This window comes from Salinicola sp. MIT1003, from assembly GCF_001858555.1.
Lineage (GTDB): Bacteria > Pseudomonadota > Gammaproteobacteria > Pseudomonadales > Halomonadaceae > Salinicola > Salinicola salarius.
In genome coordinates this window covers 34,379-51,633 of sequence record NZ_MCAP01000004.1, presented here as the reverse complement: position 1 = coordinate 51,633, position 17,255 = coordinate 34,379, and the positions used below count along the sequence as shown (strand labels likewise).

10 protein-coding genes are annotated in these 17,255 nt (G+C 62.1%); 5 read left to right on the top strand and 5 right to left on the bottom strand.

What is annotated here, in order from left to right; genetic code table 11:
• Positions 1-15: 15 nt before the first annotated feature.
• A complete protein-coding gene (locus tag BC443_RS02005; RefSeq protein WP_083387158.1) occupies positions 16-1,755 on the bottom strand; it encodes a glutamine--tRNA ligase/YqeY domain fusion protein in 1,740 nt (579 codons plus the stop codon).
• 184 nt (positions 1,756-1,939) lie between these two features.
• Between BC443_RS02005 and BC443_RS02000 the strand changes: the two genes are divergently transcribed.
• Together BC443_RS02000 and BC443_RS01995 are read left to right on the top strand one after the other, a co-directional pair.
• Complete coding sequence (locus BC443_RS02000; protein ID WP_071230169.1) at positions 1,940-2,434, top strand: peptidylprolyl isomerase; 495 nt, start codon at positions 1,940-1,942, stop codon at positions 2,432-2,434.
• Between the two features lie 46 nt (positions 2,435-2,480).
• Positions 2,481-3,203: a UDP-2,3-diacylglucosamine diphosphatase gene (locus BC443_RS01995; RefSeq protein ID WP_071230168.1), complete on the top strand. Its 723-nt coding sequence runs from the start codon at positions 2,481-2,483 to the stop codon at positions 3,201-3,203.
• A 111-nt stretch (positions 3,204-3,314) separates the two neighbouring features.
• Here BC443_RS01995 and BC443_RS01990 read toward each other — a convergent pair whose 3' ends face one another.
• A complete protein-coding gene (locus tag BC443_RS01990; RefSeq protein ID WP_071230167.1) occupies positions 3,315-7,214 on the bottom strand; it encodes an AAA family ATPase in 3,900 nt (1,299 codons plus the stop codon).
• 101 nt (positions 7,215-7,315) lie between these two features.
• Positions 7,316-7,978, bottom strand: a complete 663-nt coding sequence (locus BC443_RS01985; protein WP_247643196.1) for a tRNA-(ms[2]io[6]A)-hydroxylase — start codon at positions 7,976-7,978, stop codon at positions 7,316-7,318.
• A 487-nt stretch (positions 7,979-8,465) separates the two neighbouring features.
• On the opposite strand from BC443_RS01985, the gene acnB reads away from it, so the two are divergent.
• The gene (gene acnB / locus BC443_RS01980) at positions 8,466-11,069 is read left to right on the top strand and encodes a bifunctional aconitate hydratase 2/2-methylisocitrate dehydratase (RefSeq protein ID WP_071230230.1); all 2,604 of its coding nucleotides are present in this window, start codon (positions 8,466-8,468) and stop codon (positions 11,067-11,069) included.
• Positions 11,070-11,229: 160 nt separating this feature from the next.
• On the opposite strand, the gene BC443_RS01975 is transcribed toward acnB, so the two are convergent.
• Positions 11,230-11,598, bottom strand: coding sequence for a hypothetical protein (locus BC443_RS01975; protein WP_139284226.1), 369 nt, complete (start codon positions 11,596-11,598; stop codon positions 11,230-11,232).
• A gap of 320 nt (positions 11,599-11,918) precedes the next feature.
• Here BC443_RS01975 and BC443_RS01970 point away from each other — a divergent pair, with 320 nt between their 5' ends.
• Complete coding sequence (locus tag BC443_RS01970) at positions 11,919-12,518, top strand: porin family protein (protein ID WP_083387157.1); 600 nt, start codon at positions 11,919-11,921, stop codon at positions 12,516-12,518.
• A gap of 177 nt (positions 12,519-12,695) precedes the next feature.
• Positions 12,696-14,510, top strand: a complete 1,815-nt coding sequence (locus BC443_RS01965; protein ID WP_071230165.1) for a glycerophosphodiester phosphodiesterase — start codon at positions 12,696-12,698, stop codon at positions 14,508-14,510.
• A gap of 124 nt (positions 14,511-14,634) precedes the next feature.
• On the opposite strand, the gene ppsA is transcribed toward BC443_RS01965, so the two are convergent.
• On the bottom strand, positions 14,635-17,007 hold the full coding sequence (gene ppsA, locus BC443_RS01960; RefSeq protein ID WP_071230164.1) for a phosphoenolpyruvate synthase: 2,373 nt from the start codon (positions 17,005-17,007) through the stop codon (positions 14,635-14,637).
• Positions 17,008-17,255 lie beyond the last annotated feature (248 nt).

The window sequence follows — 17,255 nt, the reverse complement described above, 5'->3', positions numbered from 1 at the left end:
CATGTTCTCGCTACCTTAGCTCTGCTTCTTCTGAATCTTGGCCCAGCTATCCTTGAGCCCCACGGTGCGGTTGAACACCAGCTTGCCATCGCGACAAGCGTGACGATCGGCACAGAAGTAGCCAACGCGTTCGAACTGGTAGCGCGCTTCGGGTTCCACCTTCGCCAGCGCCGGCTCGGCGATCCCTTCCACGACAATCAGCGACTCCGGGTTCAGGTGCTCGAGGAAATCGGCGTCCTTGTCACGGTCCGGCGCCTCGTCGAGGAACAGGTTGTCGTACAGCCGAACCTCCACCGGCACGCCATGTTCCGCGCTGACCCAGTGGATGACGCCCTTGACCTTGCGCCCTTCCGGATTCTTGCCCAGCGTGTCGAAGTCGACGCTGCAGTGCAGTGCCTCGATCTCGCCGCCCTCGCCCTTGATCACCTCGTCGCAGCGGATGACATAGCCGTTGCGCAAGCGAACTTCCTTGCCGGGCGCCAGGCGGAAGAATTTCTTCGGCGGCTCTTCCATGAAGTCGTCGCGATCGATCCAGATCTCGCGGGTGAATGGCAGCCGGCGCATGCCCATGTCCTCGCGCGCCGGATGCCCGGGCACCTCGAAAGCCTCGTCGTGATCCGCCGGGACATTGGTCAACACCACCTTCAGCGGGTCGAGAACGCACATGGCCCGGGGCGCGTTGTCCTCGAGATCCGAACGAATGGCGAAATGCAGCATCGCGATATCGACCACGTTGGCGGCACGGCTGACCCCGGTCATGTCGCAGAACTTACGCAGCGACGCCGGCGTATAGCCCCGGCGGCGCAGCCCGGAGATCGTCGGCATGCGCGGATCGTCCCAGCCATCGACCACGTTCTGATCGACCAGCAGCTTGAGCTTTCGCTTGGACGTCACCGTATAGTTGACGTTCATCCGTGCGAACTCGGTCTGCCGGGGTCTGGACGGCACCGGCAACTGGTCCAGGAACCATTCGTACAGCGGTCGATGGTCCTCGAACTCCAGCGTGCATAGCGAATGCGTGATGCCCTCGATGGCGTCGGACTGCCCATGGGTAAAGTCGTAGGAGGGATAGATCTTCCACGCATCGCCGGTCTGGTGGTGATGCGCATGGCGAATGCGGTAGAGGATCGGATCGCGCAGGTTGATGTTCGGCGCGGCCATGTCGATCCTGGCCCGAAGCACCTTCGCCCCTTCGTCGAACTCGCCCAGGCGCATGCGCTCGAGCAGGTCGAGATTTTCATCGACACTGCGATCGCGATACGGACTCGGGCGGCCCGGCTCGGTCAGCGTGCCCCGATATTCGCGGATCTCCTCCGGCGAGAGATCGTCGACGTACGCCTTGCCTTCCCGCACCAGGTGCTGGGCCCAGGCGTACAACTGATCGAAGTAGTCGGACGCAAAGCGCACCGCCCCGCTCCATTCGTACCCGAGCCAGCGGATATCCTCCTGGATGGCATCGATATACGCCTGTTCTTCCTTGGCGGGATTGGTGTCGTCGAAGCGCAGATGGCATCGCCCACCGAACTGCTCCGCCAGGCCGAAATTGACCCAGATCGACTTGGCATGGCCGATGTGCAGAAACCCGTTCGGCTCCGGCGGGAAGCGAGTCACGATCGTCTTGGCCTGGCCCGACTCGATCTCGTCCCGAATCTGGTTACGCAAGAAGTTCGGCGCGCCCTGCTGGGTATCGGCACCGTGCTGGGTCTCGGCGTTGTCGTTGGGGCTCTCGGCGCTCGTGTTGCTTTCGACGCTCATGGAATGCAGGCAACCTCTGTAATTCGAATGATCGGCCAAAGATGCGGCCCGGATGACGGCAGGTTAACACGCAGGGACAGCGGTTTCTCCCGCCGGCCCAAAACCGCTATTATAGCGCGACGCCCGCGGCCGGCGCCAAGCCGGCCGCCACCTATCGACAGCCCAGAATCGCTCAGGATTTCCGATGATCGTCTTGCATACCAACCACGGTGTCATCAAACTCGAACTCGACCATGACAAGGCTCCGAAAACTGCCGCCAACTTCGAGCAGTACGTCAAGGACGGCCACTATGACGGCACGCTGTTCCATCGCGTGATCGACGGATTCATGGTCCAGGGCGGCGGCTTCGACACCGACTTCGAGCAGAAGTCCACGCGTGCGCCCATCGAGAACGAAGCCGACAACGGCCTGGCCAACCAGAAGGGCAGCGTTGCCATGGCACGCACCCAGGACCCGCACTCGGCCAGCGCGCAGTTCTTCATCAACGTCGGCGACAACGACTTCCTCAATCATCGCGACAAGAGCCTGCAGGGCTGGGGTTACTGCGTGTTCGGCCGCGTGGTCGAAGGCATGGACGTGGTCGACAGCATCCGCCAGGTCGCTACCGGGCGTCGTGGCATGCACAGCGACGTTCCCACGGAAGACGTCATCATCGAACGCGCCGAAGTCACGGCCTGATCTTCATCCCGATATTGGCCGACTATCGAAAGGAACGATCTCTCGCATGCAACTGCTGATTGCCGATCTCCATCTTCACCCCTCCCAGCCGGACATCGCCAAGGGGTTCATCGACTACCTTCGCGGTCCGGCCCGACAGGCATCATCGCTGACCATCCTCGGCGATCTGTTCGAAGCCTGGATCGGCGATGACTACCGTGGCGAGTTCGAGCAGCAGATCATTGCCGAACTGAAGGCCTGCAGCGATGCCGGTACGCGGCTGGCGTTCATGCATGGCAACCGGGATTTTCTGATCGGCGAGTCATTCGCTGCGGATAGCGGTTGCGCCCTGCTCGACGACCCGACGGTGGTCGAACTTGCGGGTCAGCGCGTCCTGCTGATGCACGGCGACAGCCTGTGTACCCGAGACGAAGCCTACATGGCCTTCCGCCAGCAGGCGCGCAATCCGGCCTGGCAGGCGCAGATACTGGCGATGCCGGTCGAGGAGCGTCTGGCGCTGGCCAAGCAGCTACGGCAGCAGTCCGGCGAAGCCAATACCAACAAGGCCGAAGACATCATGGACGTCACTCCCGAAGCCGTCGTCGAGACCCTGCAGGCTCACGAGGTGAAGGTCATGATTCACGGCCATACCCATCGCCCGGCCGTCCACGATCTCACCGTCGGTGGCGAGCCGGCCAAACGCTACGTCATCGGCGACTGGCGTCCCGGCGTGGGATGGCAGCTGAGAGTCGAAGACGACACGCTGACGCTCGAGTCGTTTGCGCTCTGACGAGTTCGATACAGATTTTCGACGGCAGCCCTGAAAGCGCCCGGTTCGAATGTCGAGCCGGGCGCTTTTTCCATGCACAGATCCAGGCAAGGAAGCTGTCGTGAGTCACGGCTAGAGCTGATAATCCGGCGCACGGGTCGGGGCGCTGACGTTGTCCAGAAGCGTCCGCCAGCGAGTCAGAACCGGCGCATCGGACAGCGCCACTTCTCCCAGTCGATAGCGCAGCGCTTGCTGCTTTTCCTTATCGCCGGAATCGACCAACGAGAGCCACATTTCCAGGCTCTTCAGCTCCATATGGGCGCTGCCCGCCTCGACCGCCCAGATTCTCGCCTCCTCGATCAGGGCCGCAACTGTCTGCATGTCGCCCCCCATGCGATGCCTGGCGCGAGCCATCTGCAGCGCAAGCTGCGGCATCATCAGCGAACGTCGGGTTCGCGCCTGGTCGAGGCAAGGCTCCAGATACGTCACAGCAAGCGCGACATCGTTGAGCGCCAGGCAGGCGTCGCCGTACCACAGCAAAGGCCGTTGATGCGGCTCCCGGCCGGTCAGCTCGCTCAACTGCGCGATGCAGGCCTCGATTCGTTTCAGGCCGCACGCCTCCCCCGCCAGCGACTGGCTCCAACCCAGTACGCAGTCGGCCTCCCAATGCCAGCGCTGGAGATCCTCGGTCCGGGTCATTTCGTGCGCTCGGCGACCGCGCTCAGTGGCCAGGTGAATATGTCCCAGTTGCCGGTAGAGCGAGGCGGCAAAAATCAGTGCCAGGGCCAGCGATCCCGGATGGCGAACCGACTCGGCCAAGCGAATGGCGGTCTCCATCTGCTGTTCCGCGCGCAGGTAGTCGCCGCGCAGGCAGAGCGCCCAGCTCTGGTAGCAGGCTGCCGCCACCTGCGGATGATCGGAGTATGGCAACCATTCCAGCACCATCGGCTGATTCAACGGGTCGATCTGGTCGAGATGTTCGTAGGCAAGCGATATCCTGCCGCTCCAGTACTCTCCGTGAGCCCGGGCATAGAGCGCCAGGCGCTGGTAACGGGGGTCGTCGATGCGCTGGGCCAGCTCGCGCAGCTGCATGGCCAGCAACTCCGCATCGCGGTTGGCGTGGCGTTGGCTGGCGCCGACCCAGAGCCCCCAGGTCACCAGAAACGCCTGGTCGTCGGCAGCCTCGTCATCCAGGTCTGCGCCCTGCCAGAGCTCCTGAGCCTGAAGGAAACTCTCATGCGCCGCTCGCGATCCGTGGCCCTCCAGTGCATAACACGCCTGCCCCTTGACGGTCAGCAGACTGATCTGACGCTCGGCGCCGCCGGCGGACACCTCGTTCAGGCAGGCCAGGCCGGACTCCGCCAGCCTCAGCGCCGTGCGATTGGCACTCACCTTGAGCCCGCTCCGGGCGGCCATTTCGAAATAGCGCGCGGCACGGGCCGGGTCACCGCTTCGCCTCAGGTGCTCGGCGAAGTCGCCGGGGTGACGGCTGATCCAGGCGGGATAGCGCGATTCGATCACCTCGACCACCCGCTGGTGCAGGGCGATACGCACGTCCTGCGGGCAGGAAAGATAGGCTGCCTCCTGCAGCAACGGATGCGTGAACTGGAAATCGTAAGGGCAGGTTTCGCAGGGTTCGATGATCTCCAGCCGCCGCATCTGCTCCAGCGCAGCCTTGAGCGCATCGTCACCGACTTCCAGGCAATCGCGCAGCATGCCGGCTTCGAACTGACGGCCAAAGATGGCTGCCATGTGGGCGACCTGGCGGTCACCTTGCAACTGATCGATACGGCTGGCCAGCAATCCCAGCAACCCGCTCGGCAGACTGTCGACATTTAGCCGTCGACCTTCGCGCCGATCGATCTCCAACCGGCGGCAAATCTCCTGCAGGTAGAGCGGAACGCCTTCGCAGCGCTGGATCAACTGATCGCGCAGCCGGGGTCCGAGCTTGAGTCGGTGACGACGTGCCAGATAGTCCAGCATATCCGCTGATTGGCGACCATCGAGACGCCCCAAAATCACCTGCTGATCCCAGTTCAACCTGATCGGAGGGACTTCACGATTCTGATGCGAGGCTATCAGCAACGAAGCGGTATGAATCGGCAGTCTGGCCTGCAAATTCAGCAATACCTTGAGAGAGGGTTCGTCCAGCCATTGCAGGTCATCGACGATGATCACCAGCGGACGACGGAAGGCCATCTCGAGAATCAATGCCTGGACCAGTTGGGTGACCAGCTCCACTGCCTCGTCGGCATCTTCGCGCGCCAGGGGTTCGCGGCCCAGCACATCGATCAGCAGCCGCCGGCGCTCGCTGTCGATCTTCTGCAGTACAGCAGTGCGATCGATCAGCTGGCCGAGCGCTTCGCCATCCGGCTCCTGTTCCAGATACCACCCGAGCAGCGACTGGATCAGCCCGTACGAGGTCTGGCTGGACAGCCGAGTCGTGGGCCGCCAGAACACCGCGACGTCCTCGTGCTGGAGGTATTCACGGAAATGGATCATCAAGGCGGACTTGCCGATGCCGGTATCTCCCAGCACCAGCAGGCTCTGGCGTAGCCCCAGGGAAACCCGAGCCAGCGCATCCCGTAACTGGCGCAGCTCCGCCTCGCGCCCCATCAGGCTGGGCGGCAAGGCCTCGCGTCTAGAGGATTCCACGCCCAGCACCAGCCCACGTCGCTGGACACGACCGTCACTGCTGATCAGACGCGGTGTCAGGCGAGATTGCAGATCGAACGCGGGCGGCAGATGCTGGCTGGCATTGAGCGATATCACCAGCTCGCTGCTCTGCGCTGCCGCCATCATGGCCAATGCCACTTGTGTCACGTCACCGAACGGGTCGATCGATTGTCGCTCCGGCAACCAGATCACTCGCCCGCTATCCAGTCCGGCCGTCAGCGTGAATCGCGGGGGCGAATCATCACCTTCCCAAACGCTGTCGAGCTCGCGGGCCAAGCCTTGTCGGCAGTGTTCGAACAGCGCCACCAGTTCGGCCAGCTGATGCGTCGGCCCATGAGTACCAAAACACGCCAGGCCGATCCCGCTGCCCACGGCGGTCTGCCAGAAACCGCCTAGATGCCGGCACTGGGTTTCCAGCCACTGAAACAGTCGCCCCTGCGCTTTCAGGCATGCCAGCGCCCGGCCGAGATCGTTGCCGGCATCCACCGGCCTGAGAGCGATCGCCATCACCGTAATCTGGCGGTAATCGATGTCTTGGGCGACGTAACCCAAAGCACCCGGCTGCGCCGCTTGAGCGGCGGGCGAGCCCGCCTGACTCAGCCAGTCGGCGCTGGCCACTCCCTGCGCTGGCACTTCCGACCAGAATCGCGCCAACTGCAAAAAGCCGGGCTCCGGCTGCTGTCCCGAAAGCGCCAGGTGCTGCAGGAAGGCGTTGAACTGTTCCCGAGCAGCAGCAAACTGTCCATGCTCGGCGAGCTGTCGTACGAGACGCTCATGAAAGGGGCAGTAGTCGGGAATACGATGAATCAGGGTCCGTAGCAACGCCTCCGGTAGCGCCGAGGCAGCCTCCAGAACCCGCTCCGCGTATTCGATCAGCCGCTGGCGCCACTCGCCTCGCGTACGCACCAGCCACTGCTGGAAAGCGACACACTGCCCCAGATGAAGCTCCGCCAGCAGATCGCCCCGATAATGGTCGAGCAACTGCTCCAGAGTCGCCACGGTGGGCGGCTGCTGAAGCAGCTCGTCCGCCGCGCGGAGATCCCAGACGACGGAAGCCGGCAGATCGAAGGCGATCGTCTGCCGGGTGACGGACAGGGATACCTCGGCAAGATCACCGAGGCTGTGACGCAGACAGTGCAAGGCGTGGCGAAGGTTGGTTCGGCCGGACTTGACGCCCTGATCCGGCCACAGCATCTCAGCCAGAGCGGCACGACTGACCGGTGTTTCCTGCATCAGGAGGTAGACCAGCAGCGCCTTCACCTTGTCATAGCTGAACTGCGTCAGAGCCCGCTCGCCCTGCTGATAACCGAAGTGTCCGAAGAGCGAAATTGTTGTTGTAGCTGGACCTGGGTTCATTGCTTTCCATTCATCCGGTGAGAGGTACAGCCGCCCGGTGGCCACGAACGAGACAGCCGTCGTCGTGCCATGGCTCGAGAGCCATGGTTCCAAAGCGGTGATCAGGAGGCACGGGCTGCCGGCACGCCGCTGTGAAAGCGAAACATGGCGTCTTCGCCTTCGATCAGGGCCTGTTCGTGAATGGCAAAGCGGGCCACCCGTTCAGCGACCACTTCCTTTCCCGCATAGCGCTCGGCAAGCCCCAGGTAATCCTCGAAATGGCGCCCTTCCGACCGCACCAACGAGCGATAGAACTTGGCAAGCGACTCATCGAGGTGAGGAATCAACCTGGCGAAACGCTCGCAGGAACGCGCTTCGATGAAGGCCCCGACGATCAGGATGTCGATCAGCCGGTGCGGCTCCTCGCGCGCCACGTGCTCGCGCAGGCCCTCGGCATAGCGCGACGCCTGAATGTGGGAATAGTCGACGCCCCGTTCCTGCATCAGCCCGACCACCTGCTCGAAGTGCAGAAGCTCCTCGCGGGCGAGCTGGGACATCTTGGTCAGGAGTTCGGGGCGATCCACGTAGCGAAACATCAGGCTCATGGCCGTCGACGCCGCCTTCTTTTCGCACTGTGCGTGGTCGATCAGCAACAGTGCGGGATTTTCCAGCGCCGCCTCTATCCAGCGCCTCGGGGTTTCACATGGCAGAAAGTCGAGCAGCTCGGCAGACAGCAGGTCATCGGTAATGCAATCGGTATGGGCAGTCATTCGTTCGGTAGTCATTGACGTTCGTCGAGCACTCGACAGGCAATGCCGAGTACATGAATAAAAGCGGCGCACACGGGTAACGACGATTCGAACCGCGTGTCGGATACGGCGCGATTCGCCGAAAAACGGGACAGAACCGCGGCGAGCGATATCCGTCACCAGATCGTTGATTGGAGCCTGATGAAACACTCAGGTTCCGGTGCGTTGAATCAAAGTGGATTCGATGAAATTTCGCTCCATGGTAGCGCCTGGCCAACCAGACTTCGACACCCATCTGCTCGACCATGGTGACATTGACTTTCTTCGCGGTTTTCTCCGCCTGCCCCTGTTCCGCCCGAACGATGACGGCTCCTTAACATTGTCGACAGTTTCACGTAGACTTCGCTGCGCCCACCGCAGCCGATCTGTTGCCGACCGAAACGTACCCATATAACGGTTACAAAGTCGCGGCTACGAAACACATCGCTCATGCGGGCTCTAACACTAGATGAGGCTCTCCACCGTGCTTGAAGCTTACCGCCAACATGTCGAGGAGCGCGCCGCCGAAGGCGTGCCGCCGAAGCCGTTGAACGCCGAAATGACCGCCCAACTGGTCGAGCTGCTGAAGCAGCCGCCCGCTGGTGAAGAGGCATTTCTCCTCGAACTGATCACCGATCGCGTACCACCGGGCGTCGATGAAGCCGCTTACGTCAAGGCAGGCTTCCTCACCGCTATCGCCAAGGGTGAAGCGACCTCGCCACTGATCGACAAGATCCATGCGGTCAAGCTTCTCGGCACCATGCAGGGCGGATACAACATTGCCACGCTGGTCGAACTGCTCGACGACAGTGAACTCGCTCAGGAAGCCGGCGAACAGCTGAAGCACACGCTGCTGATGTTCGACGCCTTCCACGATGTCGCCGAACGTGCCAAGAACGGCAACGCCATTGCTCAAGGCGTGCTCGAATCCTGGGCCGAAGCCGAATGGTTCCTCGCCAAGCCGGCCCTGCCCGAGAAAATCAGCATCGCTGTGTTCAAGGTGCCGGGCGAGACCAATACCGACGATCTCTCTCCTGCCCCGGATGCCTGGTCACGCCCGGACATTCCGCTGCATGCCAACGCCATGCTCAAGAACCCGCGCGACGGCATCGAGCCGGAAGTCGCCGGCACCAAAGGGCCGATGTCACAGATCGAAGCGGTCAAGGCCAAAGGCTTCCCGGTCGCCTACGTCGGTGACGTGGTCGGCACCGGCTCCTCGCGCAAATCCGCCACCAACTCCGTGCTGTGGTTCTTCGGCGACGACATTCCCCACGTGCCCAACAAGCGCGCCGGCGGTTTCTGCTTCGGCGGCAAGATCGCGCCCATCTTCTTCAACACCATGGAAGACGCAGGCGCCCTGCCGATCGAAATGGACGTCGACAAGCTCGAAATGGGCGATGTCATCGATGTCTATCCCTACGAAGGCAAGGTGACCCGGCACGACAGCGACGAAGTCGTCTCCACTTTCCAGCTCAAGACCCAGGTCATCCTCGACGAAGTCCGTGCCGGCGGTCGTATTCCGCTGATCATCGGTCGCGGCCTGACCGAGAAGGCCCGCAACGAACTCGGGCTGCCGGGCTCCGACATCTTCCGCAAGCCGGAGCAGCCGGTCGACACCGGCAAGGGCTTCACCCTGGCACAGAAGATGGTCGGCAAGGCCTGCGGCATGGACGGCGTGCGTCCGGGCATGTACTGCGAGCCGAAGATGACCACCGTCGGCTCCCAGGATACCACCGGCCCGATGACGCGGGACGAGCTGAAGGACTTGGCCTGCCTCGGCTTCCAGGCCGATCTGGTCATGCAGTCCTTCTGTCACACGGCGGCCTACCCGAAGCCGGTGGACGTCGAGACGCATCACACCCTGCCCGACTTCATCATGAACCGTGGCGGCGTCTCGCTGCGTCCCGGCGACGGCATCATTCACTCCTGGCTCAACCGCATGTTGCTGCCGGACACGGTCGGCACCGGCGGCGACTCCCACACCCGCTTCCCGATGGGCATCTCCTTCCCGGCGGGCTCGGGCCTGGTCGCTTTTGCCGCCGCAACGGGCGTGATGCCGCTGGACATGCCGGAATCGGTACTGGTGCGCTTCAAGGGCGAGCGCCAGCCGGGCATCACCCTGCGTGACCTGGTCCATGCGATTCCCTACTACGCCATCCAGCAGGGCCATCTGACCGTGGCCAAGTCCGGCAAGAAGAACATCTTCTCCGGCCGTATTCTGGAAATCGAAGGTCTGGAAGATCTCACCGCCGAGCAGGCGTTCGAGCTTTCCGACGCGTCCGCCGAGCGTAGCGCAGCGGGCTGTACCATTACGCTGGGTGAAGAGAGCGTTACCGAGTACCTGAACTCCAACGTCACGCTGCTGAAGTGGATGATCAGCGCAGGCTACGGCGATCGCCGCACGCTGGAGCGCCGCATCGAGGCGATGGAAGCCTGGCTGGCCGACCCGAGCCTGATGCGTGCCGATGCCGACGCTGAATACGCCGCGGTCATCGAGATCGACCTGGCCGAGATCGACCAGCCGGTGCTGTGCGCGCCCAACGACCCGGACGACGCGCGACTGCTTTCCGAAGTGGCCGGCACGCAGATCGATGAAGTGTTCATCGGTTCGTGCATGACCAACATCGGTCACTTCCGTGCCGCCGGCAAACTGCTCGAAAAGCAGCCCGCCGGTAGCCTGAAGACACGACTATGGCTTGCGCCGCCGACCAAGATGGACCAACATCAACTGACCGAGGAAGGTTACTACGGTATTTACGGCAAGGCTGGCGCGCGCATGGAAATGCCGGGCTGTTCGCTGTGCATGGGTAACCAGGCACGCGTGGCGCCGAAATCCACCGTCGTATCCACCTCTACCCGTAACTTCCCCAACCGTCTGGGCGACGGCGCTGATGTCTATCTGGCATCGGCAGAACTCGCGGCGATCGCTGCCGTCGAAGGCCGCCTGCCAACGGTCGATGAGTACAAGGCTACCATGGGCGAGTTCAATGCCATGGCGGGAGAAATCTATCGCTACTTGAACTTCCATGAGATAGAGGATTTCCAGAAAGCGGCCGCTACTGTCATTCCGGTCGCCCAGGAAGCCTGACACGTCTCTTCCGATGCTCGCAGCTTCAAGAAGAGGTCACCGAAACGCCCCGCCATGCGGGGCGTTTTTTTGTCTCTTCCTCCCGTCATCTCCTCATCTCGTCACCTCACCAGACGCCCGGTTTCGTCTTGCAGGTACCGAGCAGACCGCGAGCCGGGAACTAACGCCGCCTGTCTCCGGCATCGAGTTCTTCCAGTAGCGACTCGCCGATACGCCATTGTGGCTGCCAATGCGCATCGTCGGCAGTGGCACGCTCTATTTCCAGGCGATCGTCTTCCGTGGCAATGACCAGGCAGTCGATGGATAGACGACGGTAGAGAGATGGCACTTCGCTGGGATAGCGAAGCGGCACGTCATCGAGACGAATATTGTGCTGCCAGGGCTCGGTGGTGACGAGCGCGAGGACATCGCAATGCGAGCGAAGTCGTTGCAACAGCCCATAGTGAGCGCTGTCGCTGCCACAGATGATGATGCGCTTCCTGCTATGCGCCCGGACAGCTGGCAACCATCGTTTGATAGTAGAGAACATGGCATTCGACCTGATGGGAAACTTGATACAAGTGACTGTCGGCCATGGGAAAGCTTCTGGCAAGCACAAGCAAGGCGTGATGATTATCCTGCTCTCCAGCGGCTGTCATTCCGATTTCGATGTCTGCCCGGGCCATTCCTGTCATCACGGGGAGTACGTAAGGCTATGCGTCTCATCGCTGTTCTGACAATATGCGCCACGGTCTGGTCAAATCGTGATTTGCATACCTTCTCATGATTGGCCGAGCAGACCATTCATGCTAAAGGCTTGATATCGCTATAGACACACGGACCGCGACAGTTTCCACAAGGAGTTACAACGTGAAATTCAAGGCTTTGTTCGCTCTCCCCCTGGCTTCCGTATCGTTGATTGCCCTGGCCCCGCCGGCCCAGGCCGCCAACGCCGACGGCCTCTATCTTGGCGTGGGGACCGGTTTCAGCTCGCTGAAGAACGACGACAGCGATGTCGGCGACTTCATCGAATCCGGCAGCGACGATTTCGATGTCGATGACGACGACAACGTCTACAAGGCGTTCGTCGGCTACGAATACAGCCGTTATTTCGCCACCGAGGCCTTTTACGCCGATCTCGGCAAGGTCGAGCTGAAGGGAAATGGTGTATCGAACACGGACCTCGAGAGCAAGGCCTATGGCCTCAGCCTGGTCGGGAAATTGCCGATTACCGACTGGTTCGAGCTTTTCGCCAAGGCGGGCATGGCGAAGTGGGAAACCGATGTCGATGGTCATCTTGGTAACGCCTCGATCGATCTGGACGACAACGACGGCATCGATCCCGTTTACGGCGCCGGCGCTCAGCTCAACTTCCATCCGCTGCTGTTGCGTGCGGAATACGAACGCTACGACTTTGACAGCGATTACGAAGTGGATTCGTTCACCGCCTCGGTAGGCTGGCAGTTCTAGGCAGTGCTTGTCCCGGAACCGTCTCAAGCCGCCCGCCAAGGGCGGCTTTTTCGTTCGATGCCAGACAAGCCTGGACTTGCGCGGATGACGGTTTGACGACAACACTGACAATCCATTCATCCTTGCGGTCATTCCGCCGCGCTCACTCGATTCAGGAAGGAACGCCGCCTCCAAGCCATGCTAGCCCCTCGATCACTGATTCAGGACATCGCCCGACAGATTCGCGCCCATCTACGTTCGCTGGTCGCTTTCCATCTCTTCTTCACGCTGCTGGCATCGGCCGTCTGGGTGCCGTTGTCGGCCAACACCCTCTCCGGCCTGCTTCACCGCATCGGCCGCCCGGTGCTCAGCAACGGTCAGATCATGGACGTTGCGCTTTCGCCCTGGGGATTACTCTGGCTGCTCACGGCGACTGGGCTCAGCTTTCTGGTGATCTTCCTTCAACAGGCCGGGATGATGCTCGTCGTCTCGAACCCGGCCGGCAACCGCTATCGGGCGGCCATGGGCTCGCTATGGCACTTGCTGCGCCGATTCCCGGCGCTGGTGACGCTCACCTTTCTTCAGGTAGGCAGCCATCTGCTGCTGGCCGCGCCGTTTGCCGTAGGTCTGGCTCATCTCTACGATGCCATGCTCGGCGATATCGAACCCTACATCCTGATTCATCTCAAACCGCCGGTCCTGTGGGAGTTCCTGGCCGTCGCCACACCCATCTTCCTGATCCTCGTCCTGCTGAGCGCCGCTCTCTATTTTCGCTGGTTCCTGGCGCTGCCGGCGATGATGCTCGACGACCTCAAGCCCGTTGCCGCACTGAAGCGCAGCCGCGAATTGACCCAGGGGCGACGTCTCCCCATGGCACTGCTGGTGGTCGGCATCGCGCTGCTCGTGGCAGCCATACCGATCGTTTTCTCCTTGAGCTTCAATGCTCTGGGCGGCGTACTGCTCGGCCATCTACCGGAACGCAACAGCGTGCTGGTACCTGCCATGCTGACCTATCTGGCGCTGTATATCGTCGCCACCATCGCGCTCACGTTCCTGGGTATCGCGGCCAACAGCATGCTGGTGATCACGCTCTATCACCGCGCCGTGGGACGCGCCACCGTGTTTCGCCCCGCCGCGACGCCCCACCGTTCCGGTGTCATCGCCTGGGGCGCAGAGATCCTGCTGCTGATCTTTGCGCTCGGCCAGGCGGGCTGGATACTGCACGGCTTCGAGATCAACGACCATGTCACCATCACCGCCCACCGCGGCAGTTCGCTGGTAGCGCCGGAGAATACGCTGGCATCGATGAACCAGGCTATTGCCGACGGTGCCGACTATCTGGAGCTGGACGTGCGTCTGAGCGGTGACGGCCGGATCGTCGTGTCCCACGACGATAATCTGAGCCGCCTGACCGGCGTCGACCGCCGGATCAGCGACATGACGCTGGCGGAGATCGAGCAGGTCGACGTGGGATCCTACTTCGGCGATGCCTTCGTCGGCGAACGCATCCCGACCTTTCAGCAGATTCTCGACAACGCGCGGGGCCGTATCGGGCTCTACGTCGAGCTCAAGCCCGCCCCCGGCACGGCCGAGGAACTGACCCGCAAGGTGATCGCGCAGTTGAACGCCGCCGACATGACAGACCGGGCCGTCCTTGCCTCGCTGTCGCCGGAGGTCATCGAACGGGTCAAGACGATCGACGACGACATCCGCACCACGCTCTTTATGCAGTTCGTGCTGCCTGGCGCGCTCAATACTACCGATGCCGACATCATCGGATTGCGCCACACTCAGGCCACACCGAGCTTGCTGAGAACCATCCACGACACGGGCCGTGAAGTCGCGGTATGGACCGTCAACGGTATTGGCGACATGTCGCGCTATATCGACATGGGCGTCGACAACATCATTACCGACCGCCCTGACGCGTTGACCGACATTCTGGAAGCGCGCCGCGAGATGTCCGACGGCGAACTGCTGCTGGTGAAGTTGCGCAACTGGATTCGCACCTGAGGCAACGCGGCTCGCGGCACCGACACCAACGCCAACGCCAACGCCAACGGCCTGAACGATATGTCTGCGCAGGAAAAAGCCGGCACGATATCCTCGCGCCGGCTCGGTGGTTCTGCCGTCGGGCTCAGCCCAATGTTTCGCCCGCCAGCATGAACCAGGTCTCCAGCACCGCGTCCGGATTCAACGACACGGAATCGATCCCCTGCTCCATCAGCCACTTGGCGAGTTCCGGGTGATCCGACGGGCCCTGACCGCAGATCCCCACATACTTGCCCTGCGCCTTGCAGGCCTGGATCGCCATCGACAGCAGCTTCTTGACCGCCGGATCCCGTTCGTCGAACAGATGCGCGATGATGGCGGAATCGCGATCCAGTCCCAGCGTCAGCTGTGTCAGGTCGTTGGAGCCAATGGAGAAGCCGTCGAAGTGCTCGAGGAACTCGTCGGCCAGCAGCGCGTTGGACGGCAGCTCGCACATCATGATGATCTTGAGAGCGTTCTCTCCACGCTTGAGACCATTGGCTTCGAGCAGATCGACGACGGCCTTGCCTTCGGCGGGCGTGCGCACGAACGGCACCATGATCTCGACGTTGTTCAGTCCCATCTCGTCGCGAACGCGCTTCAAGGCCCGGCACTCCAGCTCGAAACAGGCGCGGAAATCGTCGGAGATGTAGCGCGAGGCGCCACGGAAGCCGAGCATCGGATTCTCTTCGCCCGGCTCGTAGAGTTTGCCGCCGATCAGATTCTCGTATTCGTTGGACTTGAAGTCCGACAGCCGCACGATCACGCGCTTGGGATAGAACGCCGCCGCCAGGGTGGAGATCCCCTCGACGAGCCGGTCGACATAGAAGCTGACCGGATCGGCATAGCCTGCCGTGCGGAGATCGATGGTCTGCTGCAGGTCAGGCGAGAGCTTGTCGTAGTCCATCAACGCCCGCGGATGCACCCCGATCATGCGATTGATGATGAACTCCAGCCGCGCCAGCCCGATACCTTCGTTGGGCAGCCCCGCGAAGGCGAAGGCCCGGTCCGGATTGCCAACGTTCATCATGATCTTGAACGGAATTTCCGGCATGGCGTCGACGCTGGTGGTCTGGCAGTCGAATTCGAGCTTGCCCTGATAGACATGGCCGGTGTCGCCCTCGGCGCAGGAGACGGTCACCTCGATGTCGTCTTCCAGCAGTTCGGTGGCATCGCCGCAGCCGACTACCGCCGGGATGCCCAGTTCGCGGGCGATGATCGCCGCGTGACAGGTTCGACCACCGCGATTGGTGACGATGGCGGAGGCCCGCTTCATGATCGGCTCCCAGTCGGGATCGGTCATGTCGGTCACCAGCACGTCGCCGGTCTGCACCTTGTGCATGTCTTCCGGCGATTCCACTAGCTTGACCTTGCCTTGGCCAATGCGCTGACCGATGGCGCGGCCATCGACCAGCACGCGGCTCTTGCTCTTGAGCGTGAACCGCTCCAGCGTGCCGCCTTCCAGATTCGACACCACCGTTTCCGGCCGGGCCTGGACGATGTAGAGCTTGCCGTCGTCGCCGTCACGCGCCCATTCGATATCCATCGGCCGACCATAGTGCTGTTCGATGGTCACGGCCTGGCGCGCCAGCTCCATCACGTCTTCATCGCTCAGGCAGAACCGCTGACGGTCCGCATGGGCGACATCGACGGTCTTGACCGACCGCCCCGCCGCGGCGTCATCGGTGTAGACCATCTTGATCCGCTTGGAACCCAGCGTACGGCGCAGCACGGCAGGCCTGCCGGCGGCCAGTGTCGGCTTGTGAACGTAGAACTCGTCAGGGTTGACCGCGCCCTGCACGACCGTCTCGCCCAGCCCCCAGGCACCGGTGACGAAAACCGCATCCCGATAGCCGGATTCGGTGTCAAGCGTGAACATCACGCCGGACGCTGCCGTCTCGGAGCGCACCATTTTCTGCACACCGGCGGAAAGCGCCACGTTCTCGTGAGCGTAGCCGCGGTGGACACGATAGGAGATGGCGCGGTCGTTGAACAGCGAGGCAAAGACTTCGTGGACCGCCCGCTTGACGTTGTCGAAGCCGTCGATATTGAGAAAGGTTTCCTGCTGCCCGGCGAACGAGGCATCGGGCAGATCCTCTGCCGTCGCCGAAGAGCGCACCGCCACCTTGAGATTGGGGTGCTTCGCCTGCAGCGTCTGATAGGCGTCGGCCAGCGCACTTTCGAAGGCGGGCGGCAACGGCGTGTCGATCACCCACTGCCGGACTTTCTCACCCACTTTGGCCAGCATTTCGGTGTCGTCGACGTCGAGCCTGGCGAGCTCTGCGTTGATTCGATCGTTCAAGCCGTCATGGGCCAGAAATTCGCGATAGGCATGCGCCGTGGTCGCGAACCCGCCCGGCACGGTGACGCCAGCGTCCGCCAGGTTGGAGATCATCTCTCCCAGCGACGCATTCTTGCCACCGACGCGCTCGACGTCGGACATTCCCAATTGCTCGAAAGTGATGATGAACGGTTCCAAAGTCATCTCCTGGTCGTCTCGTCCGGCCATGGTCCACGGACCTTCTTCAACGGTATATGGCGCGTTCCGCTGCACCTCGATGGGCCAGAAGCTAACAGGCGATTTTCGGCTTAGCCAGAAGTTTAAGGGCGTAGAGTTTGGAGTATTTCTACAAGAATCCCGAGGTTTTCAGGATTCCTGTAGTCAGCCACGGCAAGCCGCGCCCAGAATGCCAGCGAGTTGCCCGAACAGGGAATTTCGGCCGACAA